We start from the raw sequence: 26,954 nt of genomic DNA on the forward strand, positions 1-26,954 counted from the left end.
GCAAGTTAAAGTATAAAGGTAAACAGATTTATGGTTTTCACAGATGCAGATCGATGATTATATTTGCTTTTATCCATTTTTAACGTTCGTGAAAAAATTATTTGTACTCATAATAGTTCTGATCTCACTTTCGCTCCTGGGGATCATCCTTTTCCAGGTTTCCTGGTTGAAGAACGCAGCCATTTTGCAGGAGGACCAGGTACGGCAAAAGATCGATAATGCCGTAAATGAAGTGGGGCTGGAGCTGATCCAGTTCAAAACACAATACAGTACGCCCTACAATAACGATATCCCCCTGTTTCCCCGGTCTGCCCACGACTTTTTTAAGCGCAATACCATTCATGCCAAGATGAGTTATCAGCAGCTGTACAACCGGATCCGCAAAGCCTTCAATCATGCTGGTTTGGGAGACCTGGGATTTGAGTTCATGCTGATGCTGAGAAGTGACCAGCCCTTTGACCCGGTTGAGAAGCAGACCCCGAATTATGTTCAGGCTTACGCCGACACGATCAATAATTATGCGGCAAAGGGCGTGGGGATCGTAGTGGCGAGCGGTTCTGCCTTTGAAAACCCGGATGAAGCGCTGTTTGTGGTGGCACTCAATTATAAAAAGCTGGTATTGCGCGCACTTACCGGTAACATCCTGCTGGCAATATTATTTACACTGGTGATCATAGCGGCCTTTTTTGTAACGGTGTATACGATGCTGCGACAGAAAAAGCTCGGGGATATAAAAAATGATTTTATCAACAATATGACCCATGAGTTCAAGACGCCGATTGCTACGATATCGCTGGCTGTGGATGCCCTGAAAAACGAAAAAGTGATGTCGAACAGGGAGCGGATGGCCTATTTCAGCGGCATTATCAAGGAAGAAAACCAGCGGATGAACAAGCAGGTGGAGGCCATCCTCAAAGCTTCCCAGTTCGAAAAACAGGAGGTGGAGCTCGATAAGGGACCGGTACATGTGCATGAGATTATCAAGCTGGTGGCCGATAAATTTCTCCTGCAGCTGCAGGAAAAAAGCGGCCGGGCAGAGCTGGCCCTGGCGGCTTCAAACGATCTTATCAAAGGGGATGAAGTACATTTCACCAACCTGGTAAATAATCTTATTGATAACGCAGTAAAGTATTCAAAGGAAAATGTGCCGATTCATCTGAAGATCAGCTCTTCCAATTCCGGGGATAAGCTCATCCTGAAATTTGAGGACAACGGGATCGGGATGGCCCGGGAAACGCAAAAAAGAGTTTTTGAAAAATTTTACCGGGCACATACCGGCAACCTCCATAATGTAAAAGGGTTTGGACTGGGACTTAACTACGTGAAGTCGGTAACGCAGTCACACAACGGATCTATCAAACTGGAAAGTTCGCTGGGCCGTGGAAGTACTTTTACACTGGAGTTTCCGCTGGATATGGATGCCGGCCGGAAATAGCCGGTGCTGCGTGTGGTACAGGTGCTGTGCTGAAGCACAGGCTGTTTTTAGCGGGTATTTGTTTACAATAAATCGTTTGACCAAAATGAAAAAGATTGCATATTTTTTATGGGCATGCTGCATCGCCGGTTGTACAGGGAACGGAAATTCCGAAAAGACGGAAGGCGATACTCTTGCCTATACATATGTCCCATCTCCCATACATGATTCCGAAAAAATACCGGTAACGGATACCACAAAGTTCGAAGGTACCTATTCCGGCCTTTTGCCCTGTGCCAGCTGTGAGGGCATTGAAACCACATTGACCTTATATGACGATCATTCCTTTTTAATGAAAGAGGTTTATAAAGATGAGCAGCCGGATACGTTTGTGAACAAAGGAAAATATGAAGTGAAGAGCAATACGCTCTATCTGAAAATGGATGGGGCCGGGGTCGAGCGCCCCGTTATGTATGCGGTACGCCCCAATTCATTGACCCAGCTCGATATGAATGGGAAAGAAATAACCGGCGCATTGGCCGGGCATTATGTATTGATGAAAAATTAAGTTAGCGCCTGATGATCGGGGTGCCAGATGCTGCTGAAGTCTCCGATAACAGCCTGGTTGTTTTTAAATGAAAGCTGGTCAATGTTCAAAAGGAGGATATCTTCCTCCCGTACTTTCCGGTAAACAGGGTTCAATGTGCCGCCCTTGGCACCGGCCGGCTGACCGGGATCGTACTGGTAAGCTGCATCTACAAGTGTTCCCCGGGGATACATAATACCCGGAACGCCCTTGCCGCGGTAGTCCAGGTCCCGGGGATGCTCCAATCCTAAGGTATGGCCATATTCATGTGCAGCAGTAGTTGAGCCCTGGTACAGGTTCTCCAGTTTAAAATACCCGGTATTGCAGCCCAACCCATCCACAAACGAAATATTGCCCTCCGCATATTCTTCAATCCTGAAATAGTTATTCCTCGGATCATCGTTCCCGAGTATTTCTTCCGGGGCGATCTCCGGCTGGTAAACGGCGCTGATCCGGAACCGGACAGGGTAGGCGGCCCCCTTCAGCCACACATAGCCTCCGGGTTCATTCCACATGGTCTCGATCTCCTCCCTGATCTGTTCAGTAAGGTTACTGCCGGCCGCATTCCCATACGTAACAATATGCGACAGGATCAATATGGCCTGGTTATCATATTCAATAATGCCCATGCAGGAAAGTTAAGTCAAATTTTCGGGATGAGGCCACAGAGGCACTGAAACACGGAATTTTTATGCTCCTTCCAACAAGGCCCTCACGGTCTGAGCATTTCCTCCGTTTTAATTCAAAAGTTCAAAGCCTTCTGTGTTTCAGTGCTTCAGTGGCAATATCCCCGTATTTTTTGTACGTTTGTTTTATGACAAAGAAAGAACGGTATCAATTCGTGATTGACTATTTCCAGGAGCATATGCCCAATCCTGAAACAGAGCTGGTATACGATAATCCGTACCAGCTTCTGGTGGCCGTTATTCTTTCGGCACAGTGTACGGATAAGCGGGTGAATATGACCACTCCGTTTATTTTTGAAAAATATCCCGATCTGTTCAGTCTGAGCCATGCAACATTTGATGAGCTGTTCCCGTTGATCAAAAGTATCTCCTATCCCAATAACAAAACCAGGCACCTGATCGGGATGGCACAAAAGGTAATGCAGGACTATAATGGTGCTATTCCTATGACCGTAAATGAGCTGATCACGCTTCCGGGAGTTGGAAGAAAAACGGCCAATGTGATCACTTCGGTAGTGGAGCAGCAACCGAACATGGCAGTGGATACCCATGTTTTCCGTGTAAGCAAAAGACTGGGGCTGGTGCCCCAAAAGCTGAACACTCCGCTTGCGGTGGAAAAAGAGCTGATCAAAAATATACCGGCGGAGCTTATTCATAAAGCGCATCACTGGCTCATCCTGCATGGCCGGTATACCTGCCTTGCAAGAAATCCAAAATGCAGGGAATGCGGACTACAGCAGATCTGCATTTATTTTCACCGGCTCTTAAAACAGCAGGGATAATTTATTTTCCGGCGGGTATACTAATTGGCAGGTCTGAACGTTTAAGTAATGTCGATCAGGCAAGGAAAGCCTTCTTATTACTTGTATATATTATGCATGAGTCCTCAAAGAACGGTACCCGTTTTTGAGCAATGATTGTAATGCACAACCGGTTAATGCCCGCATCAATTTGAAAAATGGTCCCGGATTTACTGGAGATGAGCAGTATTGGCATACAGATTGCTGTATCATTATATGATTTTGCAATAACGTTTTAGCGAACCCTGTTGAAGCATGATGTATAACCTCTTGCAGGCCATGAATCGATTGTTTCAGATTCTTTTTCATTGGATCGCATCCGTTTATATGAGTAATGTACCGGTATAACCGTGTTTGATTTGGTGCAAGGCCATTTTTGTCCTCGTGGAGTTGTGCCGGGCACCCGGAACAGGCTATTGCCCGTTATTGCGGAACATCAGGATCCTTTAAACTATTTTTTGATTATATATGAGAAATCGTAAACGCTTGCCTGGGTTTATCTCAGGTGCTCGTACCAGGGTGCGGGGGTATTTTATTGCAACCGTTTTACTGGGGGCATTGCCGGCGGTAAAGGGGAACACTACTCCGGCCGTCCTGTTTCAGCAAACAAAGATAACGGTAACCGGAAAGGTTACAGACGACAAAGGAGGTGCATTACCGGGTGTAACAGTACAGGTAAAAGGAACACAGACTGCTGTGGTAACAGATGAGGCCGGGGCCTTTTCCATAAACCTGGACAATGGCAATGCAACCCTGGTATTCAGTGCCATTGGGTATGCCAATCATGAGGAGCGGGTCGGTGGTAAAACCGACCTGGGAACCATCGCACTGCAGCCCTCCAAGGCAACTGCTTTGGATGAAGTGGTGGTGATCGGTTACGGTACGGCCAGGAAGCAGGACCTTACCACAGCCGTTGTTAGTGTAAACAGCAAAGATTTTATCCCGGGGGCGGTCAATAACCCGATGCAGCTCGTTGACGGGAAGGTTGCAGGGGTAACGGTATCTCAGACGGCTGTTGGAGATCCTAACGCGGGTGTAAACCTGCAGGTGCGTGGCGCAGGTTCGTTTAAATCGGGCAATGGCCCGCTGGTGGTTATTGACGGGATGCCCGGTGGCGATCTCCGGAACCTGTCGCAACAGGATATTGCTTCCATTACCGTGTTAAAAGACGCCGGTTCTGCCGCCATTTATGGAGCAAGGGGAGCAGGTGGTGTGATCCTGGTTCAAACAAAAAGAGGCCGTGCCGGCAGAGTGTCCCTGAACTATGATGGGTATATAGACCATGATGTAGTGGCAAAGAAACCGGAGATCCTGTCGGCGCAGGAGTTCCTGGAGCATAAGCGGGATAAAGACTTTGGGTCGGTTACGAACTGGTATGATGCATTGGTCCGCAAAAACAATATGGGGCAGAACCATTATCTTTCAGCAAGCGGTGGAAATGAAAATACGCAATTCAGGATATCCGGTAACTACAGAACCAAAGAGGGGATTGATATTGCTACAGATCGCAAGGAATATGGATTACGCGCCAATTTCCTTCAAAAGGCATTGGACGGCATCCTGGAGATTGGTGGAAATTTTTCTTACCGTACGGCTAATGAAGCCTATACCAACTACGGTGCATTTAAGCAGGCGGTGCGGCTGAACCCGACAATCCCGGTAATGGATCCCAATAATCCCATTATGTATAACACCTTGCAGGGATACGACACATATAACCCGGTACAGGACCTGCTTACGCGTATTTCGGGCGCAGAGCAGGAATATGCAGTTATTGATCTTAATGTAAAACTGCACCTGACGAAGGATCTGAATACCGTGCTGAATTTTACCCGGCAGGGACACACGATGCTGAAACAGGAATACTGGAACGCAAAATCATCCGAATCAGTTGTAAACGGATATATCGGAAGAGCGCGCATTCAGAATGAAAAATGGGTAGACTATAACCTGGAGTGGCTGGCTAATTATTCCAAAAAAATTAATGATCATGATATCCAGGCCGTGGCGGGATACAACTACCAGGAGTTTAATAATTATGGATCCTGGTTACAGAACCGCAGGTTTCCAAGCGATTATTTTGAATATAACAATATCGGTCAGGGGAATTGGGGCAATGGGCAGCCCATCAACATGGGGGATGTAATGAGCTCCTGGAAAAGTAAGGAACAGGATATTTCATTTCTGGCAAGGGCAATGTATAATTACCGGCAAACATACTTTCTAACGCTTTCCGGTAGGTATGAAGGCAATACAAAGTTTGGTCCCGGAAACAAATGGGGATTCTTCCCGGGAGTTTCCGTTGGCTGGAAGCTGGTGAATGAGAATTTCCTCAAGGACAATGCAACCATCAATGATCTTAAACTGCGGTTTTCCTATGGAGGAACCGGCAGAAACGGATTCGACCGGTATATAGCCCTGGCAAAGTACAGCCCTTACGGACAATACCTGAATGATGCTGGGCAATGGGTCCGCGTGTTTGGTCCGGGAAATAACGAGAATCCTGATCTCAGATGGGAAAAGCAGATCGCCTACAATCTTGGTGTGGACTTTGCCTTGTGGAGCAGCAAGTTGTCCGGTAGCCTTGATTTTTATTACCGCAAAGGCAGGGACCTGATCAATGACTACCTGGTGCCGGTGCCCCCTTATTTGCACGACCGGATGTTTGTGAATGTGGGTACACAAAGTAATAAAGGGGTGGAGCTGGTGTTGAACTGGGATGTTGTAAGAAGCGGAGATTTTTCTTATAACACCAATTTTACCGCGTCCTATAACCGTACAAAGATGGATCAGTTTTCAAGCGATAAGTTTAAAGCAGATGAGCGCACTTTGTACGACCTCCCTTCGCCCGGGAACCCCGGTCCTGCATTTATGCTGAGAGAAGGGTTTGATGTAGGAAACTTCTGGGGCTACCGGTATGCCGGTGTAGATGACAAAGGCAATATCCTGATCTGGAAAGATGCCAAAGTGGGCGGTGAAAAAATTGATGCGACCAACCAGGGGCAGGAAAGTGATAAAGCGATTATCGGTAATGGTATGCCCAAATATGAAGCGGCATGGGGACATACACTGGGGTACAAGGACCTGGACCTGACATTGTTCTTCCGCGGAAAATTCGACTATGACATTCTGAACCTTTACCAGATGTACTATGGATTGCAGGCGGAGCCCGGAGTGAACCTGCTTAAAGACGCCTATACCCGGAACGGACAGATAAAATCGGGGAAGGTGATTACAGACTATTTCCTGGAAAACGGGAATTATGTACGACTGGATAACCTGACACTCGGCTGGACCAAAAAAATGAAGGAGAATAAGGCAAGGTTGGGCAACTTCAGGGTTTATGCAACGGTTCGTAACGTATTCACCATAACCAAATATTCGGGTATTGATCCTGCGGCTGTAAATGTAACGGGGCTGGAGCCGGGTATTGGCAGCCTGGATCTTTATCCTACAACCCGCTCTTACACCCTGGGACTGCAATTGAATTTTTAAGTATTAACAACGAATGAAAATGAAAAAGTATCAATCGCTTTTATATATAACAATACTTGCTGCATCATTATTATGCGGATGTGTAAAGTTAGATGAGGAACTATTCAGTGATTTGCCTGCAGCAGGTTATTATACGGATAAGAATGCCGTGGAGGCCGCTGTAGTGCGTCCCTACGAGCACGGCCAATGGTGCGGATGGGATGGAGACCGCTGGATACTGCAGGAGTTATCGGCCGACCAGTTTGTATGGACGCAGAAAGGAAAACATGGCTATGATGATGGCCAGTGGATCCGGATGCACGGCCATAACTGGGATGTACGGCAGGGACAGATCTATGGCGGATGGACCGGACCCTATCAGGGTATTATGCAGTGCATCACGATCGGTGGCGATATTGAAAAACTTGATTATGCAACCATGGGGTTGACCCCGGAGGATAAAAAACGGCACCTGGCAGAGCTAAAGACATTGAAAGCCTGGTTTTATATTTTTCTATTAGATTTTTTCAGGAAGGTGCCCATTATACAAAACGTAGGAGAGTCCCAGCCGCAATCAGAGCCGGAGCAGGTCTTTGCTTATATTGAAAAAGAATTAAAAGATGCATTGCCCGATCTTCCTAAGAACAGTACCGTGCCCGGGCGCTGGGACCAGGGAGGGGCAGCTGCTCTATTGGTAAGGCTCTATCTGAATGCTGAAAAATGGATCGGCAAGCCCAAATATACCGAATGCGCGCAGTGGGCCCAGGATATCATTAATGGTAAATATGGTACCTATTCACTGGACACCGATTACCGGGGGCCGTTCAGGTCCGGTGTGGGCGGATACCGTTCCCCGGAGAACATCTTCGAGTTTCCGCACAAACTGGATATCTATAATTTTGGCTGGATGTATAACGCTATGCAGCACTATGCTATGCGGTATGCCCTCGATAATGACTGGGGCAGCTGGAACGGGGTGCATCTTACCCCTTCAAGAGACCTGGACGGGAATATTTATGCCGGTTTTAAATTGGGAAAGCCCTATGAAAAATACGCGGCAACCGATAAGCGGAAACAAGCGTTCCGGACTACATCGGCAACCGGAGATTATGAAGGCTTTTTCATGGTCGGGCAGGTTTATGAGTATAACGCCGCAAAGGGTTTTGGATATGACAGCACAAAAAAGGTGAACGGATCAGAAGAATACAACGGGCAACCTTTGCGGTTTGTAGACCAGGTGGGACGCTTTTCAGAAAAGCCGGGCGGCCGCTGGGCAGAGGGATCGCATGTTGCTACAGGGGAGGAAAACTCTGGGGTACGGTTATTGAAATTCCCCTGGCTGCAAAAATCCAAGGGGCTTTTTATGTCCAATTCAGCTCCCGAAATTCGCCTGGCAGAAATATACTATTCCCTTGCTGAATGTAAGTACCGGGCGGGCGATAAAGCCGGGGCTGCCGTATTGATTGATGCGGTTAAAAAACGTAATTTTTCAACAGCCAACTGGCCCGCGCAAAGTTATGTAGCCAACCCCGGTAAACTGACCGATGATGAATTTATAGATGAGCTGGGGCGCGAATTTATCGGCGAACGGCACAGGAGACCGGATCTGATACGGTGGAACCGCTTTGGCAATGCATGGTGGGATAAGGCTGCGGATGCAAAGGATAAAACGGTATTTCCTATTCCTCAGAAAGCGATCGATGCCAACCCTGATTTTATAAAACCCAATGGCTATTAATACAGGCTGTTCCGTTTCTTAAGTATAAAGGCCGTTTCATTGAAACGGCCTTTATACTATTTGAATAAAAGATCACAAATAACTCAGGTCCGTCTTTGGCGTTAATGCCAGCAGGGTTTCATACATCAGCCGGATGGTATTTTCAACGTCCTTTTTATGGATCATTTCAACCGTGGTATGCATGTAGCGCAGTGGCATGGATATCAATACCGAAGGACAGCCATCATTGGCATAGGCAAAGGAATCCGTATCGGTTCCGGTGCTGCGGCTCAATGCCCTCCATTGTACGGGGATCTTGTTTTTTTCAGCAATGTTTTCAACAAAGCCCAGCAATTTGTTGTGCACGGCAGGGGCGTAGGCCAGCGAAGGACCATTGCCGCATAGCACATCGCCTTCGATATTTTTGTTGATCATCGGCGTATTGGTATCGTGGGTGACATCCGTTACAATAGCAATATCCGGTTTGATCCGGCGGGCGATCATTTCCGCGCCCCGTAGCCCGATCTCCTCCTGAACGGCATTGACCACGTATAAACTATAGGGCAGGACCTTTTTATTCTCCTTCAGCAATCGGGCTACTTCGGCAATCATAAAGCCGCCGATCCGGTTATCAAAAGCGCGTCCTACAAAATGGTCGCCGGCCAGCTCATCAAACCCATCCTGGTAGGTCACCACAGCGCCTACATGAATGCCCAGGGCTTCTATCTCTTTTTTGCTGCGGGCACCGCAATCCAGCCATATGTTTTCTGTTTTGGGCTGTGTTTCGTTTTCTTTACCGATACGGGTATGGATGGCCGGCCAGCCGAAAACGGCTTTCACAGGCCCTTTTTTGCCGTGGATAAAAACGCGCTGTGCCGGTGCTATCTGGTGGTCGGCGCCCCCATTCCTTTTTACATAAATCAGGCCTTTGTCGGTAATATAATTGACAAACCAGCCGATCTCATCGGCGTGCGCCTCGATCACCACTTTAAAGGGCTGGCCTGGGTTAATGATCCCCACCGCAGTGCCATAGGGGTCTACAAACTGCTCGTCAATATAGGGCGCCAGGTAATTGAGCCACAATTGCTGCCCCCAGGATTCAAAGCCAACAGGAGAGGCATTATTAATATAGTTTTTCAAAAAATCAAGTGCCGGGCCTGTTAATGCCGGTTTGGAAGCTTTTGCTTTTTTCCCTTTTTCTTTCGTATTTGATTTTGCCATAGTGATCATTTAGTGGATCCAAACCTACAGAAAATTTGTTAAGAATAAGAAGGCAGTTCCAGTTTTCAGCGATTCGTTGTCAGTATTTGAAAATCCGGATTCAACATGGGGTATAAAACGGATCGGACCTGAAACCTGAAGTTCTAAACCCGGAACGCTTCCCTGGCAGCCAGCTATCAGCGCCGGTTATCAGTTGATCTTCGGCATGGAACGGATCGGGCGTTAAACTTTGAACCTTAAACTTTAAACGAACACAGGCGCTTTCAGTATCAGATCCGCGCCGGAACAGGTTCTCAACCTTATTTTCGGTAACTTTGCCAAATGATATTACCAATCGTTGCCTATGGCAATCCTGTTTTAAGAAAAGTAGCGGAAGAAATAGATCCGCAGTACCCGGGGCTGGAAGCATTGATCGATTCTATGTGGGAAACCATGTATGCCAGTAACGGGGTGGGGCTGGCTGCGCCGCAGATCAATAAGGCGATCCGGCTGTTTGTGGTAGATAGTAGACAGATCATTGAAAATCTGGAAGAAGATGAAAAGGATCTGTATCCCGGTGACGAAGGTATTCAGCAGGCTTTTATCAATGCACATATCAAAACACTGGAAGGAGCGCTTTGGAGCTACAATGAAGGATGTTTAAGCATTCCGAAAGTGCGCGAAGATGTAAAACGCAACGAAACGGTGACCCTTACCTACCAGGATGAAAACTTTGAACAGCATACCCGCACTTTCAGCGGAATTACCGCCCGGGTCATTTTGCATGAATATGATCATATTGAGGGTAAATTGTTTATCGACTACCTGCCTCCTTTAAGAAAAAAGCTCATCAAGGGCAAACTCAATGATATATCCAGCGGGAAGATCCGTGTGGATTACAAGATGTCGTTTCAATAAAACATTGTTTCCTGTTTTCTTAATTCCGGGTTATGCGCATCAATATGTTCCTCTTTTTGCTTCTTATCGCATTGGGTGGTAATGCCCAGCCCCGCAGCTATACCGTCGGAAATGCGCATTCGCACAATGATTACGAGCAGGACCGGCCTTTTTGGGCGGCTTATGAGGCCGGTTTTGGTTCTGTTGAAGCGGATGTGTTCCTGGTAAACGGCAACCTGCCTGTAGCGCATAATGCCGGGGACATCCGGCCGGGCAATGACCTGAAAAGCAGGTACCTGGAGCCCTTAAAGGCCTGTATCCAAAAAAATAAAGGGTCGGTTTATGCAGACCGGCACAAAAGACTCAATCTTTTAATTGATTGTAAAACAGAAGGGCGCGCCACCCTGGCGGCGATCATTGATGTTTTAAAACAATATCCGGAGATAACCGGCAATAAAAGGATCCGGGTGGTGATCACCGGCAACAGGCCCCACAAGGATTCCCTGTTCATGTACCCGGCATTCATTTGGTTCGATGGTGAGCTGACCAACAAATATACCGGCAGGAACCTGGCCCGGGTAGCCCTTTTTTCCGCCAATTTCCGGAACTACGCACAGTGGAATGGGGCCGGAACACCGGATGCAGCCTCGGAGGCCGCCCTGCAGCAACAGATCCGGTATGCCCATAAACTGGGGAAACCCATCCGCTTTTGGGGCGCCCCGGATACTGAAAATGCCTGGAAGACCTTTCAACGGTTGGGCGTAGACTATATTAATACGGATAAAATTGCGGAATTGAGCCAATATCTGGAAGCGAACCGGTTTTAATGCTCTTTTAACCGGATGTTGCCCTGTTCGGTCCTGTCTACTGCAATCAGCAGGATGGGGCGTATGGAAAAGGACTGCCGGTCGGACCTTCTGTTGATGTAGGAAAAGGTCATATCGCCGGAGGAGCTGCGCTGAAGGCTCACCGGAATAAGGAGGGTTGCGGTATCCGTTTCCTGCTTTACAACCGCAACAACGTATTCCTGTTCAAAATGAACAGGGGTGGGCCGGCCTTTCATGGTTGCTGCCGCACCAAATAGTTTCTCAAAGACTTCTTTTGATGTGATCTTGGCCGGAACAGCCTGGCCTGTTGCGGTGTTTTTGAGGAAATAATGTTCCAGAACCTTATAAGGAACTTCCCCACGGACCGTTTTATGGACCGGGCTATCAGCTTCGGGTGTTTTGGACGTGTTGCCCGGATGTTGACATGCGGTAAGAAACAACCCCGCTGCAAGGAAGATTTTAACGTTAATGGTCATATATAATAAAGGTAGCAACAAAATTCCGGCCGTAACCAGGGCCCTGCCCGGCGGATATCGTTTTTATCAGTTCGGGGAAAAATGTATTCAATTGATTTTGAAATGATAGTGCTGCGTTGGGATCATTTTCAGGTCTTTTTATGCACAACGGTTTCGTGGTATCGGACTGTTCCGGATATACTTTTTTTTTAAAACAGAAGAACGGTACCGGGTTCCGGTTAAGTTTTTTACCGTTAAAAATGAAATATCTGGTTAAAAATTAGTTTATTTCAAAAATCCAAGCTACATTTGCACTCCCAAATAAAATTGGGTTTATCCAATGTCACAGAGAATCAGAATTAAATTACAGTCTTACGATCACAACCTGGTTGATAAATCAGCTGAAAAAATCGTAAAAACAGTGCGCAGCACTGGTGCAGTTGTTACAGGGCCTATTCCTTTGCCCACTCACCGTAAAATTTTTACTGTGTTGCGCTCTCCACACGTAAATAAAAAGAGCCGTGAGCAGTTCCAGTTAGCGACTCACAAAAGATTATTGGATATCTACACCTCTTCTTCCCGTACTGTAGATGCGCTGTCGAAGCTGGATCTGCCGAGCGGTGTGGAAGTTGAGATCAAAGCCTAAGTCCCGGCCGGCGTAAATGCCTGTGGCATCAGTTCTTTTTAAAATATTTTTATCTCTCAATCCTGCCAATAGCGGGAGAAAAGAGCTCTGAAATCCAACTTCATAAGTATCAAACGAAGTAAAACATAAAAACAAGCCATTCAGGGTTTGTTTACTACCGGTACTTCCTAATTCCGCAATAAGCGGAAAACAACGGAAAAGGTCGGTAGCAAACGGGGATCGATATCACGCCAATTGCGTGAAAGTCCCAATAATCCTGCAGGGCGTAAAACTACATAACAATGAAAGGTATTATTGGGAAAAAATTGGGAATGACCAGCATCTACGATCCCTCAGGTAAGCAAACTGCCTGCACGATCATTGAGGCCGGTCCTTGTGTTGTAACGCAGGTAAAAACAACAGATTCAGACGGTTATAACGCCTTACAGATTTCTTTCGGCGATAAAAAAGAAAGCCGCACTACACAACCAGAGAAAAACCACTTCGCTAAAGCTAACACTTCTGCAAAAAAATTCTCCAAAGAGTTCAGAGATTATTCCTTAGAAAAAAATCTTGGTGATACCATTACTGTAGACATCTTCGAAGAAGGTGAAAAAGTTGATGTTGTAGGTACAACAAAGGGTAAAGGTTTCCAGGGCGTTGTAAAGCGTCATGGCTTCCACGGGGTAGGTGAGCAGTCACACGGTCAGCACGATCGTCAGCGCGCTCCCGGTTCTCTGGGTAACTCTTCCGATGCCAGCCGTGTAATGAAAGGTATGCGCATGGCAGGCCGCATGGGTGGCGACCGCGTAAAGCTGAAAGGTTTGAAAGTGGTAAAGATCTTCGCTGAAAAAAATTACATCCTGGTGAGCGGTTCTGTACCGGGCCATATCGGTTCCATTGTTTTCATCCAAAAATAAGACCCGGTATCCTGTAACATATAAAATTTTTTGAAAATGCAAATTGAAGTTTTAAATATAGAAGGTAAAAGCACCGGTCGTTCTGTTGAACTGCCTGATGATATTTTTGGAGCGGAGCCTAATGACCATGTAATTTATCTGGCTGTAAAACAGTTTTTAGCTGCACAGCGTCAGGGAACCCACAAAGTAAAAACCCGTGCGGAAGTACAGGGCGCCAGCCGGAAGCTGCACAAACAAAAAGGAACCGGTGGCAGCCGTAAAGGTAATATCCGGAACCCTTTATACAAAGGTGGTGGTACCATTTTTGGACCCAAACCCCGCGACTACAGCTTTAAGCTGAACAAGAAAGTAAAAGATCTGGCAAAGATCTCTGCACTTTCCTATAAAGCAAAAGCCAACGCGATCCTGGTGGTAGAAGATATCAGCCTGGAAGCGCCTAAGACAAAAACATTGACCACTGCTTTAGGCAAATGGAATGTAGGCGATAAAAAATCAATGTTCGTTTTAGCGGAGCCCAATGAAAATATTGAATTGTCGTTGCGCAACGTACCTTCTGTGCTGGCTTTGCCGCTGAGCGATATCAACACATATGATATTGTAAACTCAGAGGTACTGGTACTTTCTGAAGGTGCTGCAAAAATATTTTCTGAAGATTTAGAAGAGGCTGTAGAAGCTTAAGAGTTTAACCCCGAAAAAAAGATTTGGTCATGAAACCATCTGAAATATTAATCAAACCGATTTTAACCGAAAAAGCAAATGCCCAGCAGGAAAAACTGCGCCGGTATGCTTTTAAGGTAGCAAAAAAATCAAACAAGCTGGAAATTAAAAAGGCAATTGAAACTTTTTATGGTGTTACCGTTACCAGCGTAAATACAGTTGTTGCCCCTGCAAAGAATAAAACCCGCTATACAAAGGCAGGATTTATCCAGGGACGTAAATCCGGTTACAAAAAAGCATATGTAACGGTTGCAGAAGGCGAGGAGATCGACCTGTACGCAAATATCTAATTTCTGAACAGAAGGGCAATCAGCCGCCGCGAAGTGTTGAATCAAAATAAATGTTTCGGTAACGGGAATAAACCTGAAACCTGAAACTTGAAACCTGAAACAAATAAAATGTCAGTAAGAAAGTTTAAGCCGGTAACAGCCGGTACGCGTTGGAGAATCGGGAATTCCTATTCCGAGGTGACTACCAACAAGCCTGAAAAAAGCCTGTTAGAATCCAAGAAGAGCACAGCTGGACGGAACTCTTCAGGGCATTTGACCATGCGTTACAGAGGTGGTGGTCATAAAAAGAAATATCGTATTGTTGATTTTAAGAGAGATAAGCACGATGTGGCAGCTAAAGTAGCAAGCATCGAATACGATCCGAACCGTACGGCATTCATCGCGTTGCTGGAATATACTGATGGTGAAAAACGATATATCATCGCTCCCCAGGGGCTGGTTGTAGGTGCTGAGGTGATCAGTGGTAACGCTGTTGCTCCTGAGATCGGTAATGCGCTGCAGCTGAAAAACATGCCGCTGGGTACCAATGTGCATAATATTGAACTGAATCCGGGTCAGGGTGGAAAGATCTCCCGCAGTGCCGGTGCATCTGCCCAGCTGACCAACAAGGAAGAGAAATATGCAGTATTGAAAATGCCTTCCGGTGAACTGAGAAAAGTGCTGATCAACTGTTTTGCTACAGTAGGGGTGGTGAGCAATAGCGACCATAGCCTGCAAAGCATGGGTAAGGCCGGTAGGAACCGTTGGAAAGGTATCCGCCCGAGAAACCGGGGTGTGGCCATGAACCCTGTAGATCACCCGATGGGTGGTGGTGAAGGCCGTGCTTCCGGAGGTCACCCGCGCAGCCGCACCGGTAAATACGCAAAAGGTGAAAAAACAAGAACGGTGGGTAAATCAAGTGATAAACTCATCATTCAGCGTAAAAACGGTAGCAAACTGGCTAAATAGTAATCAGAAATCAGTAATTAGAAATCAGAAATAAAAAAATATGGCTCGTTCGATAAAAAAAGGTCCTTATGTAGCAACTCACCTCGAAAAAAAGGTGCTGGCTATTAATGATGGAAAAGGAAAAAAGGCTGTAATTAAAACCTGGAGCCGCCGCTCTACAATTACACCTGATTTTGTAGGCCACACTTTTGCAGTGCATAACGGAAATAAATTTATTCCGGTATATGTTACAGAGTTTATGGTAGGACACAAATTGGGTGAATTTGCACCCACCCGCAACTTTAAGGGACATGCGGGCGACAAGAAGTAACATTCAATAAAAGCATTAATATATAAAAGATCGTTTGATTGTTTACCCGGGATGTGCAAGCAGATCAGTTGTAAACTTCAAACCTCAAACTTAAATAATGGAAGCAGTAGCAAAACTTAGAAATTATCCAACTTCACCTCGTAAAATGAGGTTGTTGGCTGATTTGATTCGCGGCCAAAGAGTGGATCTGGTGTTGGCCGAACTGGAGCACAATCCCAAACATCCTGCAGTACCTTTGCGGAAGCTGGTATTGAGTGCCATTGTAAACTGGAAACAGGCCAATGAAGGAGAAGATGAATCCGGCTTAGTGGTGAAGACCATTTACGTGGATGGTGGCCGTACCTTAAAGCGTATGCGCCCTGCTCCGCAAGGCCGTGGCTACCGGGTTCGCAAGCGTAGCAATCATGTTACCCTGGTGGTAGATGTAGCTGGTGAAGATAAGAAAGCTGCGAAGAAAGCAAAAGCCGCTGCGAAAGCTGCACCTGCTGAAGTAGCAGAAGCAGCAAGTGTAAAAGCTCCTGCCAAGAAAAAGGCTGCTGCAAAAAAGTCAACTAAAGAATCTAAAAAAGCATAACCAATAAATATGGGTCAAAAAGCAAATCCAATTGGTAACAGGTTAGGCATCATCCGTGGATGGGAATCTAACTGGTATGGAAGCAAAAAAGATTTTGCTTCTAAGTTAATCGAAGACAACAAGATCAGAACATACCTGAATGCCCGTATCAACAAGGGAGGTATTTCTAAAATTGTTATCGAAAGAACCTTAGGTAAATTAATCATCACCATTCATACGTCTAAACCCGGGATCATTATTGGTAAAGGCGGTGGCGAGGTAGATCGCATCAAGGAAGAATTGAAGAAGCTGACTCAGAATGACGATGTGCAGATCAATATCCTGGAGATCCGTCGCCCCGAAACAGATGCTATGATCGTTGGCGATACCATCGCACGCCAGATCGAGAACCGGATCAACTTTAAGCGCGCAACCAAGATGGCGATTGCTTCTGCATTGCGCATGGGCGCCGAAGGGATTAAGGTGAAATTAAGCGGTCGTTTGGGTGGTGCTGAAATTGCCCGTAGCGAAGAATTCAAACAGGGACGTGTGCCATTGCATACCTTCCGGATGGATATCGATTATGCCAATGTATTTGCTCAGACCGTTTATGGTAAAATCGGGATCAAAGTTTGGATCTGTAAAGGTGAAGTGCTGGCGAAGCGTGATCTGAACCCCAACTTTATTTCAGGAAATGATAAGAATGTAGGTGGTGGTGAAAGAAGGGAACATCGCAGGGATGACCGCAGAGGCGATCGCCGTGGCGGTGGAAGAGACAAAAGGAATTAATAATATATAAAACAGTTTGAAATCTGAGATCCAGTAAATCTCAAATCTCAAATCTCAAATCTCAATAGAATGTTACAACCGAAGAGAACAAAGCACAGGAAAATGCAAAAAGGTCGCATGAAAGGCGACGCGAAAAGAGGTACTACCATTTCGTTTGGTTCTTATGCTTTAAAGGCCCAGGATTCTCACTGGATTACGGATCGTCAGATCGAGGCTGCCCGCCAGGCGCTTACCCGTAGCATGAAAAGGGAAGGGAACGTATGGATCCGCATTTTCCCCGACAAGCCCATCACTAAAAAACCTGCAGAGGTTCGTATGGGTAAAGGTAAAGGTAATCTTGAATATTGGGCAGCTGTTGTACAACCCGGCCGCATCATTTTTGAGGTAGACGGTGTAAGCGAGGAAGTGGCACGCAGAGCGTTGGAGCTGGCGTCTGGCAAATTGCCGATCAAGACCAAGTTTACCATGCGGAGGGATTTGGTAACGCACTAATTTGAAAATTTGGAAATGAGCTGATTTGGAAATAATGGCTCATTGAGAATACAATTTTCAAATTTTCAAATTCACAAATTTTCAAATTAAGTAAAGATGTCAAAGAAAAAAGAATTTATCGACAGCGTAAAAGGGTTAGGCACTGAAGATTTAAAGGTGCAGTTGGAGCAGTCCAAGCAACGCCTGAAAAAGCTGGAATTCGCACACGCGATCTCTCCGCTCGAGAATCCGATGTCGATCCGTGCGCTACGCAAAGATATCGCCCGCATTGAAACGTTTTTAAAACAAAATAAAAACAGCGAAGCTGCAAAAGCGTAACAGCAATTTTGTACAAGCCAAAAGGTAAATAAAATGTCTGAAAGAAATTTAAGAAAAACAAGGATAGGAGTGGTTACCAGCAATAAGATGACGAAGACCATCACCGTTGCTGTGGAAAGAAAAGTAAAGCACCCTATTTACGGGAAGTTCCTGAAGAAAACTACCCGGTTTCATGCGCATGACGAGAAGAATGAATGCAGCATTGGTGATACGGTGAAGATCATGGAAACCCGCCCGCTGAGCAAACTGAAGCGTTGGAGATTGGTTGAGGTGATTGAAAAAGTAAAATAAGGATTGGGTATTGGACCGATGGCTATCGGGATCCGTATTCAGGATTAGAAAACAGATAATATTTTTTAAAATAGATTTTGGGGAATGAGGATCTCAACACTCCCCCGAAGCCTCGGGGCTCAAAATCTCAAATCTTTAATAAGATGATTCAGCAAGAAAGCCGGTTGAACGTGGCTGATAATAGCGGTGCAAAAGAGGTACTTTGCATTCGTGTACTGGGCAACAGCGGTCAGCGCTATGCAAAAATTGGCGATAAGATCGTTGTAACGGTTAAAGACGCTACTCCGGCAGGGGGTATAAAGAAAGGGACCGTAGCTAAAGCGGTGATCGTACGTACAACCAACAAACTGCGTCGTAAAGATGGCTCTTACATCCGTTTTGATGATAATGCCGTTGTGATCCTGAACGCAGCTGATGAGCCAAGAGGTACCCGTATTTTCGGGCCGGTAGCCCGGGAACTTCGGGATAAAGGATACATGAGGATTGTGTCATTAGCTCCCGAGGTGTTATAAATGAGCCCAATGCCTAATGCAAATGCTGAAGGCATCCATCCATAAAAAATAGCGTTAAGCCTTGAGCCTTTCGCATTAAGCATAAAGAAAGCATAAAAAAATGAGCAAAAGATTTAAACCCAAGTACAATATTAAAAAAGGTGATCTGGTTATTGTTATCAGCGGAGCCGCAAAACCCCGCAAAGATGATAATGGTAAGTTTGAATATAAACCCCGGTTGGTGAAAGAAGTCCTTGTAGACGAAGGAAAAGTGCTGGTGGAAGGGGTAAACATTAAAACCAAACATACCAAACCCTCTGCCCAGAATACAAAGGGCGGTATTGTAAAAGTAGAAGCTCCGATTCATATCAGCAATGTGATGTTATGGGATGCAAAGGCTAAAGCACCTTCTAAGGTAAAGCGTGAGCGTGAGGCTGGTAAGACATTGCGCATCTTTAAAAAATCAGGAGAGAAAATCTAATCTTTTGTGTATCGCAAATAAAGTAATAGACCATGAGTACTAAAACATATATCCCCAGGCTGGCTACAAAATATAAGAATGAAGTAGCCCCGGCATTAGTGAAGAAGTTTGCTTACAAATCGGTAATGCAGGCTCCTAAACTGGAAAAGATCTGCATCAACCGTGGTGTAAATGGTGCCGTAACTGATAAAAAACTGGTTGATGTTGCGGTTGATGAGCTGACAACGATCACCGGACAAAAAGCAGTGGTGACCAATTCTAAAAAAGATATCTCCAACTTCAAGTTGCGCAAGAGTATGCCGATCGGCGCCCGCGTAACCCTGCGCGGCGAGAAAATGTATGAATTCCTGGATCGCCTGATCGCTGTAGCATTACCCCGTGTACGTGACTTTAAAGGGATCAATGAAAAATCCTTTGATGGCCGCGGAAACTATACCATGGGTGTTACAGAGCAGATCATTTTCCCCGAGATCGACATCGATAAGGTGAACAAGATCACCGGTATGGACATCACATTTGTGACTACCGCCGACACCGATGAAGAGGCGTACGAACTGTTGAAGGAACTGGGAATGCCTTTCAAAAACGCTAAAAAGTAATATTATAAAATAACAAATCACAGGTTCCGGGGCATCATCACCCGGGGATCCGGATTTTAGAATTGAATCAAACATGGCAAAAACTTCAATTAAAGCCCGTCAGGTAAAAAGAGAAAAAATGGTGGAGCAATACGCCGCTAAAAGAGAAGAGCTTAAAAAAGCCGGCGACTATGCCGCTTTGGATAAACTTCCGAAGAACTCTTCCAAAGTGCGTTTGAAAAACCGTTGCCAGTTAACGGGCCGTCCTAAAGGATATGTACGTTATTTTGGTATTTCCAGGGTTGCCCTGCGGGATATGGCATTGAATGGTAAAATTCCAGGATTGAAAAAAGCGAGCTGGTAATTTCAGCTGCACAAAGCCGTAAGACAGGGTATGGGCTTTTAAAATAAACCACCCACTAAATTTTGAACTGATATAACTCATATAAAATGGTAACAGATCCAATTGCAGATTTTTTAACAAGAATACGTAATGCTCAAATGGCGGGTCACCGTATTGTGGATATTCCTGCATCTAACCTGAAAAAACGCATGACGGAGATCTTATACAACCAGGGATATATCCTGAAGTATAAGTTTGAAGAAGATAATAAGCAAGGCGTAATTAAGATCGCATTGAAATACGATGCTACTACCAAGCAGCCGGCGATTCACAGCCTGGAAAGGGTAAGCCGCCCGGGTTTGCGCCAGTATGCCAAGCCTGCGGAGATCCGCCGGGTGAAGAACGGACTGGGTATCGCTATCCTGTCTACCTCCAAGGGGGTGATGACCGACAAAGATGCGCGCTCCCAGAATGTGGGCGGTGAGGTTCTTTGCCACATTTACTAAAATGTGCGCATGAGATAATTTGAAAATTTGAAAATGGTTTTCAGGTTATAATCACAAGGGGATGAATGGAAATCTTAAGTTTTTTATACGATAACTGAAAGCATTCAGATCTACATTTTCAGAATTATTCAAATTTTCAAATTTTCAAATCAAGATTATGTCTCGTATAGGTAAACAACTGATCGCCATCCCTGAAGGAGTAACAGTTACAGTAAACAATGAGAATGTGGTTACTGTTAAAGGTAAAAAAGGGGAGCTGAAAGAGGCGGTGAATGCAGATATCAAAGTAGAAGTAAAAGACGGTCAGGTTGCGATCACCCGTCCTTCGGATCAGATCCATCACCGGGCGCTGCATGGCCTGACCCGTGCGCTGGTAGCGAACCTGGTTGAAGGGGTTACCAACGGCTTTGAAAAGAAAATGGAACTGGTGGGTGTAGGTTATAAAGCCACCAACCAGGGCAACCAGCTGGATCTTTCTTTAGGATATTCTCATAACATCATTTTTGATATTCCTAAAGAACTGACCGTTGCTACAGAAACGGTAAAAGGACAAAACCCGACCATCACGATCAGCGGCAGCGATAAACAACTGGTGGGTGCTGTATGTGCCAAGATCCGCAGCCTTCGCAAGCCCGAGCCTTACAAAGGAAAAGGGGTACGCTTTGTAGGAGAAATTGTACGTAAGAAAGCAGGTAAGTCTGCAGGTAAATAAATAGTGTTTAAGGTTTGAGGTTTAAAGTTGAACACTAAACTTCAAACCTTAAACCTTGAACTTGAAACATAAAAATCCCTGGCAGCATCAGGGAAACAAATAAAAGACAATGTCAAACGTAAAAGTTAAAAGAAGAACCAGCATCCGCCGCTCTATTCGTCAGAAAATCAGCGGTACTTCAGAAAAACCGAGACTGGCAGTATTTCGTAGCAATACGGATATTTATGCCCAGTTGATCGACGATAACAAGGGAGTAACCATTGCTGCGGCCTCTACGAAAGACAAGGATATCAAGGCGCAGCCGGGTACCAAATCTGAAAAAGGCAAGCTGGTTGGCGCGGCCATCGCCCGTAAAGCAGCAGACCTGAATGTAAAAGCGGTAGTTTTTGACAGAGGCGGCTACCTGTACCACGGGCGTGTTAAGGCTGTGGCTGAAGGTGCAAGAGAAGGTGGTTTGCAATTTTAAAAAGTTATTCAATCTAAAACGAAATAATGTCAACAGTTAATTTCAACAATGTTAAGGCGGGCGATCTTGAATTAAAAGACAAGGTGGTAGCTATTAATCGTGTAGTAAAAACAACCAAGGGCGGTCGTGCATTCAGCTTTTCTGCATTGGTTGTTGTAGGGGATGGTAACGGAGTTGTAGGACATGGCCTGGGAAAGGCAAAAGAAGTTCAGGAAGCAATCACAAAAGGAATAGAGGATGCCAAGAAAAACCTCATTAAGGTTCCGATCATGAAAGGTACTATTCCTCACGATCAGTGGGCGAAAGAAGGTGCTGCAAAGGTAATGGTGAAACCCGCATCTGCCGGTACCGGTGTAATTGCCGGAGGCTCTATGCGTGCCGTATTGGAAGCAGCAGGTCTTACGGATGTGCTGGCAAAGAACCTGGGTTCTGCTAACCCGCATAACGTGGTAAAAGCTACCTTTAAAGCATTGGCAATGATGCGTGAGCCGGTACATGTTGCAAAAACCCGCTCATTAGGCTTAAAGAAAGTATTTAACGGATAAGAAAAGTTTAAGGTTTGATGTTTAAAGGGCAATGTGCTGAGCAGACTTTAAATGTTGAACTTTAAACCTTAAACATATTGATATGAAAAAGATAAAAGTTACGTTAGTAAAAAGCCCGATCGACCGCCCGGAACGGCAAAAGCTTACATTAAAAGCATTGGGATTGAATAAAACCAACAGTAGCAAGGAAGTAGAAGCTACTCCACAGATCCTGGGTATGATCCGCAAAGTGGAGCATATGTTAAAAGTTGAAGAATTGTAAATCCGGATCCGTGCGCTATATTTGCACGTCTTCCTGCCTGGCAGGATATCATTTAACAAGCGAGCTCCCGCTTTTGGAGCGTAAGTAAAAAAGTAAAGCAATGAAATTACATGAATTAAGGCCTGCAAAAGGTGCAGTACACAAAGAAAAAAGAATTGGTCGTGGTGAAGGAAGCGGTTTCGGCGGAACCTCCACAAAAGGTAATAAAGGGGGGCAGAGCCGTGCCGGTTACAAGCGGAAAATAGGACATGAAGGCGGCCAGATGCCGATCCAGCGCCGTACACCTAAAAGAGGCTTTAAGAACCCGGACAAAATTGTTTATAAGATCATTAACATTGGCCAGGTAGATCAGTGGGCTGAAACACATAACATTTCTGATTTTTCTGCTGAGAATCTTTACAACATGGGCTTTATTGGTAAGACCGACAAAGTAAAGGTTTTGGGTAACGGGGAAATTAAAGGCAAATTTGCATTTAAGGTTCACGCCATCAGCGAAAAAGCGAAAGCTGCCATCGAAGCTGCCGGTGGATCTGTTGAGATATTGAACTAATTTCTCAAAAATAGATTTGGACGCACGTAGTGCGTCTTTTAATTTTGGAGAATTGACAATTTAAGAAGAATCAGGTGAAAAAACTAATTACTACACTTAAGAATATATGGAGCATCGAAGAGCTAAGGAGTAAAATTCTTTTCACTTTATTGCTGATCTTTATTTACCGGATCGGAAAGTATATTCCGCTTCCCGGCATTAACCCGGTTACCCTGGAAGCGCTGCAGAAAAATAATGCGCAGAACGGGATCCTGGATCTGATCAATACTTTTGCAGGAGGCGCCTTTGAGCAGGCCTCTATTTTTGCGCTGGGGGTTATGCCTTATATCACGGCATCCATCTTCATGCAGCTGATGACCGTATTGGTGCCCTCCTTCCAGAAAATGCAGAAAGAGGGTGAAAGCGGACGTAAGAAGATTAACCAGATCACACGGTACCTGACTGTTGTGGTAACTTTTGTACAGGCCTTCGCTTACCTGGCGTATTTGCAGCAAACCTCCGGACCTGCTATCATGGCCGGATATGGAAGCTTTTATTTTTCCCTGACCACCGTTATCCTGTTGACCACCGGTACACTGTTTGTAATGTGGCTGGGTGAAAAGATCACTGATAAAGGGCTGGGCAACGGGGTATCCCTGATCATCATGGTGGGGATCCTTGGCCGTCTTCCGCAGTCGCTGGCTCAGGAACTTACGTTCCGTTCAACCAGGACCGGGGATATCCTGATCTTTATTATTGAGATTGCTCTTTTTGTAGCGATCATCCTGGGATCCATTATGCTGGTTCAGGGGGTAAGAAAAGTTCCGGTGAACTACGCCAAGCAGATCGTGGGCAACCGGCAGTTTGGCGGAGCACGGCAGTTCCTGCCCCTTAAGGTGAATGCCGCCGGGGTAATGCCGATCATCTTTGCGCAGGCAATTATGTTTGTACCCACCCTGTTTACGATGGGAAGTAAGAACGCTGACCTGGGGAGGATGTTTACGGATCATACCAATGGCTGGTATATGCTGATTTATGCAGTGGTTGTGATCGGGTTTACGTTCCTTTACACGGCGCTGATCTTTAATCCCAAGCAGATCTCGGATAACCTCAAGCAGAACAATGGTTTTGTACCAGGTGTTAAACCGGGGCAGCCTACAACAGATTATATCGGTACCATTATGGACCGGATCACTTTTCCAGGTGCGGTATTGCTGGCTTTTGTAGGGATCTTACCTGGTTTGATCCAGAAGCTTTTCGGCATGACCATGGGCTTCTCCATGTTCTTTGGCGGAACCTCGCTGCTGATTATGGTAGGGGTGGTACTGGATACATTACAGCAGATTGAGACCCAGCTGATGATGCGCCAGTACGACGGTTTGATGAAAAGCGGCCGTATCCAGGGACGCCAGAGTTCTTCAGCCATCCAGATTTAATTCGTTATAAGAAAATCGATAACTTTGCAGTCCCGCAACGGTAGTTGCGGGACTTTTTTAATGAACAATATGGTAAAAATCAAATCGGAAGACCAGGTGGAACTGATGCGCAGGAGCGCATTATTAGTAAGTAAAACACTCACAGAGATTGCAAAGATCCTGAAACCGGGCATCACAACCATAAGCCTGGATAAGACCATCGGAGAGTTTATTGGCGATCATAACGCTATTCCATCTTTTCTCAATTATAACGGGTACCCGTTCAATTCCTGTATATCGGTAAACGATGTAGTGGTACATGGCTTCCCCAATAAAACCGAGCTGAAACCGGGGGATATTGTGTCGATCGATGTAGGAGTGATCCTGGACAAATGGCATGGTGATCATGCATATACCTTCGCTATAGGAGAACCTGCCCCTGAAGCCCAGCAGCTGATTGCTGTTACCAAGGAGTCGCTGTACAAAGGGATTGAAAAGGCTACTACCGGGCACCGGATCGGGGATATTGGTTTCGCCATCCAGTATTATACAGAAAAGGAACATGGCTATGGTGTGGTACGGGAGCTGGTAGGACATGGGCTGGGGCAAAAAATGCACGAAGATCCGCAGGTGCCTAATTATGGAAAAAGAGGTACGGGGATGAAGCTCCAGAGCGGGATGGTGCTGGCCATTGAGCCGATGATCAACCTGGGCACAAAGGACGTGTTTACAGAAAGCGATGGCTGGACCGTGCGTACCAGGGACGGCAGTCCTTCCGTTCACTTTGAGCATGATGTATGTATCCGGCCGGGAAAAGCCGATGTGCTTTCAAATTACGCAACGATAGAAGAGGCCGAAAGGCAGAACCCGGAACTGTTTGTCTGTACGCTGAAATCCTGAGTTCCGGGATAACGCATTTCCGTCATAAAAACGTTAATAATAGAATATGAAAATTGCAGTTATTGGAACCGGCTATGTGGGGTTGGTAACGGGTACCTGTTTTGCAGAAACCGGTAACCAGGTAATTTGTGTGGATGTAAATGAAGAGAAGATCGAGGCTTTAAAAAAAGGGATAACGCCCATTTATGAGCCAGGCCTGGAGGTGTTGCTTACCCGGAATATACGGGAGGAGCGGATCAGTTTTACCAATGACCTTGAAGCAGCTGTGCAGGATGCATTGGTGATCTTCCTGGCGCTTCCCACACCTTCCGGTGAGGATGGCTCGGCAGATCTGAAATATGTATTACAGGTTGCTGCACAGCTTGGAGACCTGATCACTTCCTACAGAGTGGTGGTTAATAAAAGTACCGTGCCCGTGGGCACAGCAGAAAAGGTTGCTGCAATTTTGTCGGAGAAACTGCCTGCAGAGTTGTTTGATGTGGTTTCTAACCCCGAATTTCTGAGAGAAGGGGTGGCGGTTGACGATTTCCTGAAACCTGAAAGAGTAGTTGTGGGCGCCGGGTCCGAACGGGCTGCCAAGATCATGGAGGAGCTGTATAACCCGTTTGTGCGCCAGGGAAATCCTGTTTACTTTATGGATACCCGCAGCGCCGAAATGACCAAGTATGCAGCTAATTCGTTCCTTGCTATGAAGATCTCCTTTATGAATGAGATCGCCAACCTTTGCGAACGCACAGGTGCCAATGTAGACTGGGTGCGTATCGGGATCGGGAGCGATCAACGGATCGGGAAGCGTTTCCTTTTTCCCGGTATCGGTTATGGAGGCAGCTGTTTTCCAAAAGATGTGCTGGCACTGAACCTTACGGCAAAGGAGCATGCCTATGATTTTAAGCTGTTGCAGTCGGTGCTGGAGGTGAACAGGCTGCAGAAGGGGCGGATCATTGAAAAGCTCCGGGCTTATTTCCGCAATGAGCTTAACGGAAAGCTGCTGGCCGTATGGGGACTGGCTTTTAAGCCGGAAACCGATGATATCCGGGATGCTCCTTCGATCGATATTATTGAGGCATTGTTGGCGGAGGGCGCTACGGTAAAAGTATATGACCCCGTTGCAATGGATAATATACACCGGAAGTTCGGAGATCAGCTTGGCTATTCGGCCAACCAGTACGAGGCGCTGCAGGATGCAGATGCATTACTGATACTGACCGAGTGGAGCGAGTTTCGCAATCCTGATTTTGAGAAAATGAAAATGCAGCTAAAAACGCCGGTTGTTTTTGACGGTCGCAATGTATATGCATTGGAGAAGATGAAAGAACAGGGCTTTTACTATGAGAGTATGGGGCGTAACACCGTGCCTTTCTGATAACTGCGCCCGCAAACAGTAAAACTATAAAAGAAGCCGCCTGCTCATTGAAGC

General features: G+C 46.0%; 34 protein-coding genes. 31 read left to right on the top strand and 3 right to left on the bottom strand.

Going from position 1 to position 26,954, the window contains the following annotated elements:
- Positions 1 to 88: 88 nt before the first annotated feature.
- Together BLS44_RS00815 and BLS44_RS00820 are read left to right on the top strand one after the other, a co-directional pair.
- Complete coding sequence (locus BLS44_RS00815; RefSeq protein WP_245729051.1) at positions 89 to 1,435, top strand: sensor histidine kinase; 1,347 nt, start codon at positions 89 to 91, stop codon at positions 1,433 to 1,435.
- An 85-nt stretch (positions 1,436 to 1,520) separates the two neighbouring features.
- Complete coding sequence (locus BLS44_RS00820; RefSeq protein ID WP_176954270.1) at positions 1,521 to 1,982, top strand: copper resistance protein NlpE; 462 nt, start codon at positions 1,521 to 1,523, stop codon at positions 1,980 to 1,982.
- Here BLS44_RS00820 and BLS44_RS00825 read toward each other — a convergent pair.
- Positions 1,979 to 2,629, bottom strand: a complete 651-nt coding sequence (locus BLS44_RS00825) for a peptidase M10 (protein ID WP_090388139.1) — start codon at positions 2,627 to 2,629, stop codon at positions 1,979 to 1,981. The two genes, BLS44_RS00820 and BLS44_RS00825, sit on opposite strands and share 4 nt — an antisense overlap.
- Positions 2,630 to 2,814: 185 nt before the next feature.
- Here BLS44_RS00825 and nth point away from each other — a divergent pair, with 185 nt between their 5' ends.
- From nth to BLS44_RS00840, 3 genes are all read left to right on the top strand, one after another.
- Complete coding sequence (gene nth / locus BLS44_RS00830) at positions 2,815 to 3,468, top strand: endonuclease III (protein ID WP_090388140.1); 654 nt, start codon at positions 2,815 to 2,817, stop codon at positions 3,466 to 3,468.
- A 486-nt stretch (positions 3,469 to 3,954) separates the two neighbouring features.
- Positions 3,955 to 6,981, top strand: coding sequence for a SusC/RagA family TonB-linked outer membrane protein (locus BLS44_RS00835; RefSeq protein ID WP_090388141.1), 3,027 nt, complete (start codon positions 3,955 to 3,957; stop codon positions 6,979 to 6,981).
- 19 nt (positions 6,982 to 7,000) lie between these two features.
- Entirely contained in the window at positions 7,001 to 8,698 is a 1,698-nt protein-coding gene (locus tag BLS44_RS00840; protein WP_090388584.1) for a RagB/SusD family nutrient uptake outer membrane protein, read from the top strand.
- A gap of 72 nt (positions 8,699 to 8,770) precedes the next feature.
- Here the strand turns inward: BLS44_RS00840 and BLS44_RS00845 are convergent, their stop codons facing one another.
- A complete protein-coding gene (locus BLS44_RS00845; protein ID WP_090388142.1) occupies positions 8,771 to 9,898 on the bottom strand; it encodes a M42 family metallopeptidase in 1,128 nt (375 codons plus the stop codon).
- Positions 9,899 to 10,219: 321 nt separating this feature from the next.
- Between BLS44_RS00845 and def the strand changes: the two genes are divergently transcribed.
- Positions 10,220 to 10,795 (top strand): peptide deformylase, encoded by a 576-nt coding sequence (def, locus tag BLS44_RS00850; RefSeq protein ID WP_090388143.1) that lies wholly within the window; start codon positions 10,220 to 10,222, stop codon positions 10,793 to 10,795.
- A gap of 32 nt (positions 10,796 to 10,827) precedes the next feature.
- Positions 10,828 to 11,601 carry a phosphatidylinositol-specific phospholipase C/glycerophosphodiester phosphodiesterase family protein gene (locus tag BLS44_RS00855; protein WP_090388144.1) on the top strand — a complete coding sequence of 258 codons (774 nt, stop codon included), beginning with the start codon at positions 10,828 to 10,830 and terminating at the stop codon, positions 11,599 to 11,601.
- Here the strand turns inward: BLS44_RS00855 and BLS44_RS00860 are convergent.
- Complete coding sequence (locus BLS44_RS00860) at positions 11,598 to 12,077, bottom strand: hypothetical protein (protein WP_090388145.1); 480 nt, start codon at positions 12,075 to 12,077, stop codon at positions 11,598 to 11,600. The genes BLS44_RS00855 and BLS44_RS00860 overlap by 4 nt on opposite strands.
- A 319-nt stretch (positions 12,078 to 12,396) precedes the next feature.
- Here BLS44_RS00860 and rpsJ point away from each other — a divergent pair, with 319 nt between their 5' ends.
- The 24 genes from rpsJ to BLS44_RS00980 all read left to right on the top strand — a co-directional run bounded on the left by rpsJ (position 12,397) and on the right by BLS44_RS00980 (position 26,900).
- On the top strand, positions 12,397 to 12,702 hold the full coding sequence (gene rpsJ, locus BLS44_RS00865; RefSeq protein WP_008584585.1) for a 30S ribosomal protein S10: 306 nt from the start codon (positions 12,397 to 12,399) through the stop codon (positions 12,700 to 12,702).
- A gap of 281 nt (positions 12,703 to 12,983) precedes the next feature.
- Entirely contained in the window at positions 12,984 to 13,601 is a 618-nt protein-coding gene (gene rplC / locus BLS44_RS00870; protein ID WP_090388146.1) for a 50S ribosomal protein L3, read from the top strand.
- 36 nt (positions 13,602 to 13,637) lie between these two features.
- Complete coding sequence (gene rplD / locus BLS44_RS00875; protein ID WP_090388147.1) at positions 13,638 to 14,279, top strand: 50S ribosomal protein L4; 642 nt, start codon at positions 13,638 to 13,640, stop codon at positions 14,277 to 14,279.
- Positions 14,280 to 14,308: 29 nt separating this feature from the next.
- Positions 14,309 to 14,608 carry a 50S ribosomal protein L23 gene (rplW, locus tag BLS44_RS00880; protein WP_090388148.1) on the top strand — a complete coding sequence of 100 codons (300 nt, stop codon included), beginning with the start codon at positions 14,309 to 14,311 and terminating at the stop codon, positions 14,606 to 14,608.
- Positions 14,609 to 14,716: 108 nt separating this feature from the next.
- Positions 14,717 to 15,556, top strand: a complete 840-nt coding sequence (rplB, locus tag BLS44_RS00885; protein ID WP_090388585.1) for a 50S ribosomal protein L2 — start codon at positions 14,717 to 14,719, stop codon at positions 15,554 to 15,556.
- Between the two features lie 40 nt (positions 15,557 to 15,596).
- Positions 15,597 to 15,866, top strand: a complete 270-nt coding sequence (rpsS, locus tag BLS44_RS00890; protein WP_090388149.1) for a 30S ribosomal protein S19 — start codon at positions 15,597 to 15,599, stop codon at positions 15,864 to 15,866.
- 97 nt (positions 15,867 to 15,963) lie between these two features.
- Positions 15,964 to 16,440: a 50S ribosomal protein L22 gene (gene rplV, locus BLS44_RS00895; protein WP_090388150.1), complete on the top strand. Its 477-nt coding sequence runs from the start codon at positions 15,964 to 15,966 to the stop codon at positions 16,438 to 16,440.
- A 9-nt stretch (positions 16,441 to 16,449) separates the two neighbouring features.
- Positions 16,450 to 17,208, top strand: a complete 759-nt coding sequence (gene rpsC, locus BLS44_RS00900) for a 30S ribosomal protein S3 (RefSeq protein ID WP_090388151.1) — start codon at positions 16,450 to 16,452, stop codon at positions 17,206 to 17,208.
- A gap of 69 nt (positions 17,209 to 17,277) precedes the next feature.
- Positions 17,278 to 17,700, top strand: coding sequence for a 50S ribosomal protein L16 (gene rplP, locus BLS44_RS00905; RefSeq protein ID WP_090388152.1), 423 nt, complete (start codon positions 17,278 to 17,280; stop codon positions 17,698 to 17,700).
- A gap of 96 nt (positions 17,701 to 17,796) precedes the next feature.
- Complete coding sequence (gene rpmC, locus BLS44_RS00910; protein WP_090388153.1) at positions 17,797 to 18,018, top strand: 50S ribosomal protein L29; 222 nt, start codon at positions 17,797 to 17,799, stop codon at positions 18,016 to 18,018.
- A 33-nt stretch (positions 18,019 to 18,051) separates the two neighbouring features.
- Complete coding sequence (rpsQ, locus tag BLS44_RS00915) at positions 18,052 to 18,309, top strand: 30S ribosomal protein S17 (RefSeq protein WP_067752853.1); 258 nt, start codon at positions 18,052 to 18,054, stop codon at positions 18,307 to 18,309.
- Between the two features lie 143 nt (positions 18,310 to 18,452).
- Positions 18,453 to 18,821: a 50S ribosomal protein L14 gene (rplN, locus tag BLS44_RS00920; protein WP_018630057.1), complete on the top strand. Its 369-nt coding sequence runs from the start codon at positions 18,453 to 18,455 to the stop codon at positions 18,819 to 18,821.
- A gap of 100 nt (positions 18,822 to 18,921) precedes the next feature.
- The gene (rplX, locus tag BLS44_RS00925) at positions 18,922 to 19,281 is read left to right on the top strand and encodes a 50S ribosomal protein L24 (RefSeq protein ID WP_090388154.1); all 360 of its coding nucleotides are present in this window, start codon (positions 18,922 to 18,924) and stop codon (positions 19,279 to 19,281) included.
- Positions 19,282 to 19,313: 32 nt separating this feature from the next.
- Positions 19,314 to 19,880 carry a 50S ribosomal protein L5 gene (gene rplE, locus BLS44_RS00930; protein WP_090388155.1) on the top strand — a complete coding sequence of 189 codons (567 nt, stop codon included), beginning with the start codon at positions 19,314 to 19,316 and terminating at the stop codon, positions 19,878 to 19,880.
- Positions 19,881 to 19,953: 73 nt separating this feature from the next.
- Complete coding sequence (rpsN, locus tag BLS44_RS00935; protein WP_090388156.1) at positions 19,954 to 20,223, top strand: 30S ribosomal protein S14; 270 nt, start codon at positions 19,954 to 19,956, stop codon at positions 20,221 to 20,223.
- An 86-nt stretch (positions 20,224 to 20,309) separates the two neighbouring features.
- Positions 20,310 to 20,708: a 30S ribosomal protein S8 gene (gene rpsH, locus BLS44_RS00940; protein ID WP_090388157.1), complete on the top strand. Its 399-nt coding sequence runs from the start codon at positions 20,310 to 20,312 to the stop codon at positions 20,706 to 20,708.
- A gap of 157 nt (positions 20,709 to 20,865) precedes the next feature.
- Positions 20,866 to 21,420, top strand: coding sequence for a 50S ribosomal protein L6 (gene rplF, locus BLS44_RS00945; RefSeq protein ID WP_090388158.1), 555 nt, complete (start codon positions 20,866 to 20,868; stop codon positions 21,418 to 21,420).
- Between the two features lie 109 nt (positions 21,421 to 21,529).
- Complete coding sequence (gene rplR / locus BLS44_RS00950) at positions 21,530 to 21,886, top strand: 50S ribosomal protein L18 (protein WP_090388159.1); 357 nt, start codon at positions 21,530 to 21,532, stop codon at positions 21,884 to 21,886.
- A 26-nt stretch (positions 21,887 to 21,912) separates the two neighbouring features.
- Positions 21,913 to 22,431, top strand: coding sequence for a 30S ribosomal protein S5 (gene rpsE / locus BLS44_RS00955; protein ID WP_018630064.1), 519 nt, complete (start codon positions 21,913 to 21,915; stop codon positions 22,429 to 22,431).
- Between the two features lie 82 nt (positions 22,432 to 22,513).
- The gene (gene rpmD, locus BLS44_RS00960) at positions 22,514 to 22,693 is read left to right on the top strand and encodes a 50S ribosomal protein L30 (protein WP_018630065.1); all 180 of its coding nucleotides are present in this window, start codon (positions 22,514 to 22,516) and stop codon (positions 22,691 to 22,693) included.
- 100 nt (positions 22,694 to 22,793) lie between these two features.
- The gene (gene rplO, locus BLS44_RS00965) at positions 22,794 to 23,243 is read left to right on the top strand and encodes a 50S ribosomal protein L15 (RefSeq protein ID WP_090388160.1); all 450 of its coding nucleotides are present in this window, start codon (positions 22,794 to 22,796) and stop codon (positions 23,241 to 23,243) included.
- Positions 23,244 to 23,317: 74 nt separating this feature from the next.
- On the top strand, positions 23,318 to 24,658 hold the full coding sequence (secY, locus tag BLS44_RS00970; RefSeq protein WP_090388161.1) for a preprotein translocase subunit SecY: 1,341 nt from the start codon (positions 23,318 to 23,320) through the stop codon (positions 24,656 to 24,658).
- A 69-nt stretch (positions 24,659 to 24,727) separates the two neighbouring features.
- A complete protein-coding gene (map, locus tag BLS44_RS00975) occupies positions 24,728 to 25,537 on the top strand; it encodes a type I methionyl aminopeptidase (protein ID WP_090388586.1) in 810 nt (269 codons plus the stop codon).
- A 46-nt stretch (positions 25,538 to 25,583) separates the two neighbouring features.
- Positions 25,584 to 26,900 carry a UDP-glucose dehydrogenase family protein gene (locus tag BLS44_RS00980; RefSeq protein WP_090388162.1) on the top strand — a complete coding sequence of 439 codons (1,317 nt, stop codon included), beginning with the start codon at positions 25,584 to 25,586 and terminating at the stop codon, positions 26,898 to 26,900.
- Positions 26,901 to 26,954 lie beyond the last annotated feature (54 nt).

This window comes from Niabella drilacis, from assembly GCF_900101395.1.
In the GTDB taxonomy this organism is placed as follows: Bacteria; Bacteroidota; Bacteroidia; order Chitinophagales; family Chitinophagaceae; genus Niabella; species Niabella drilacis.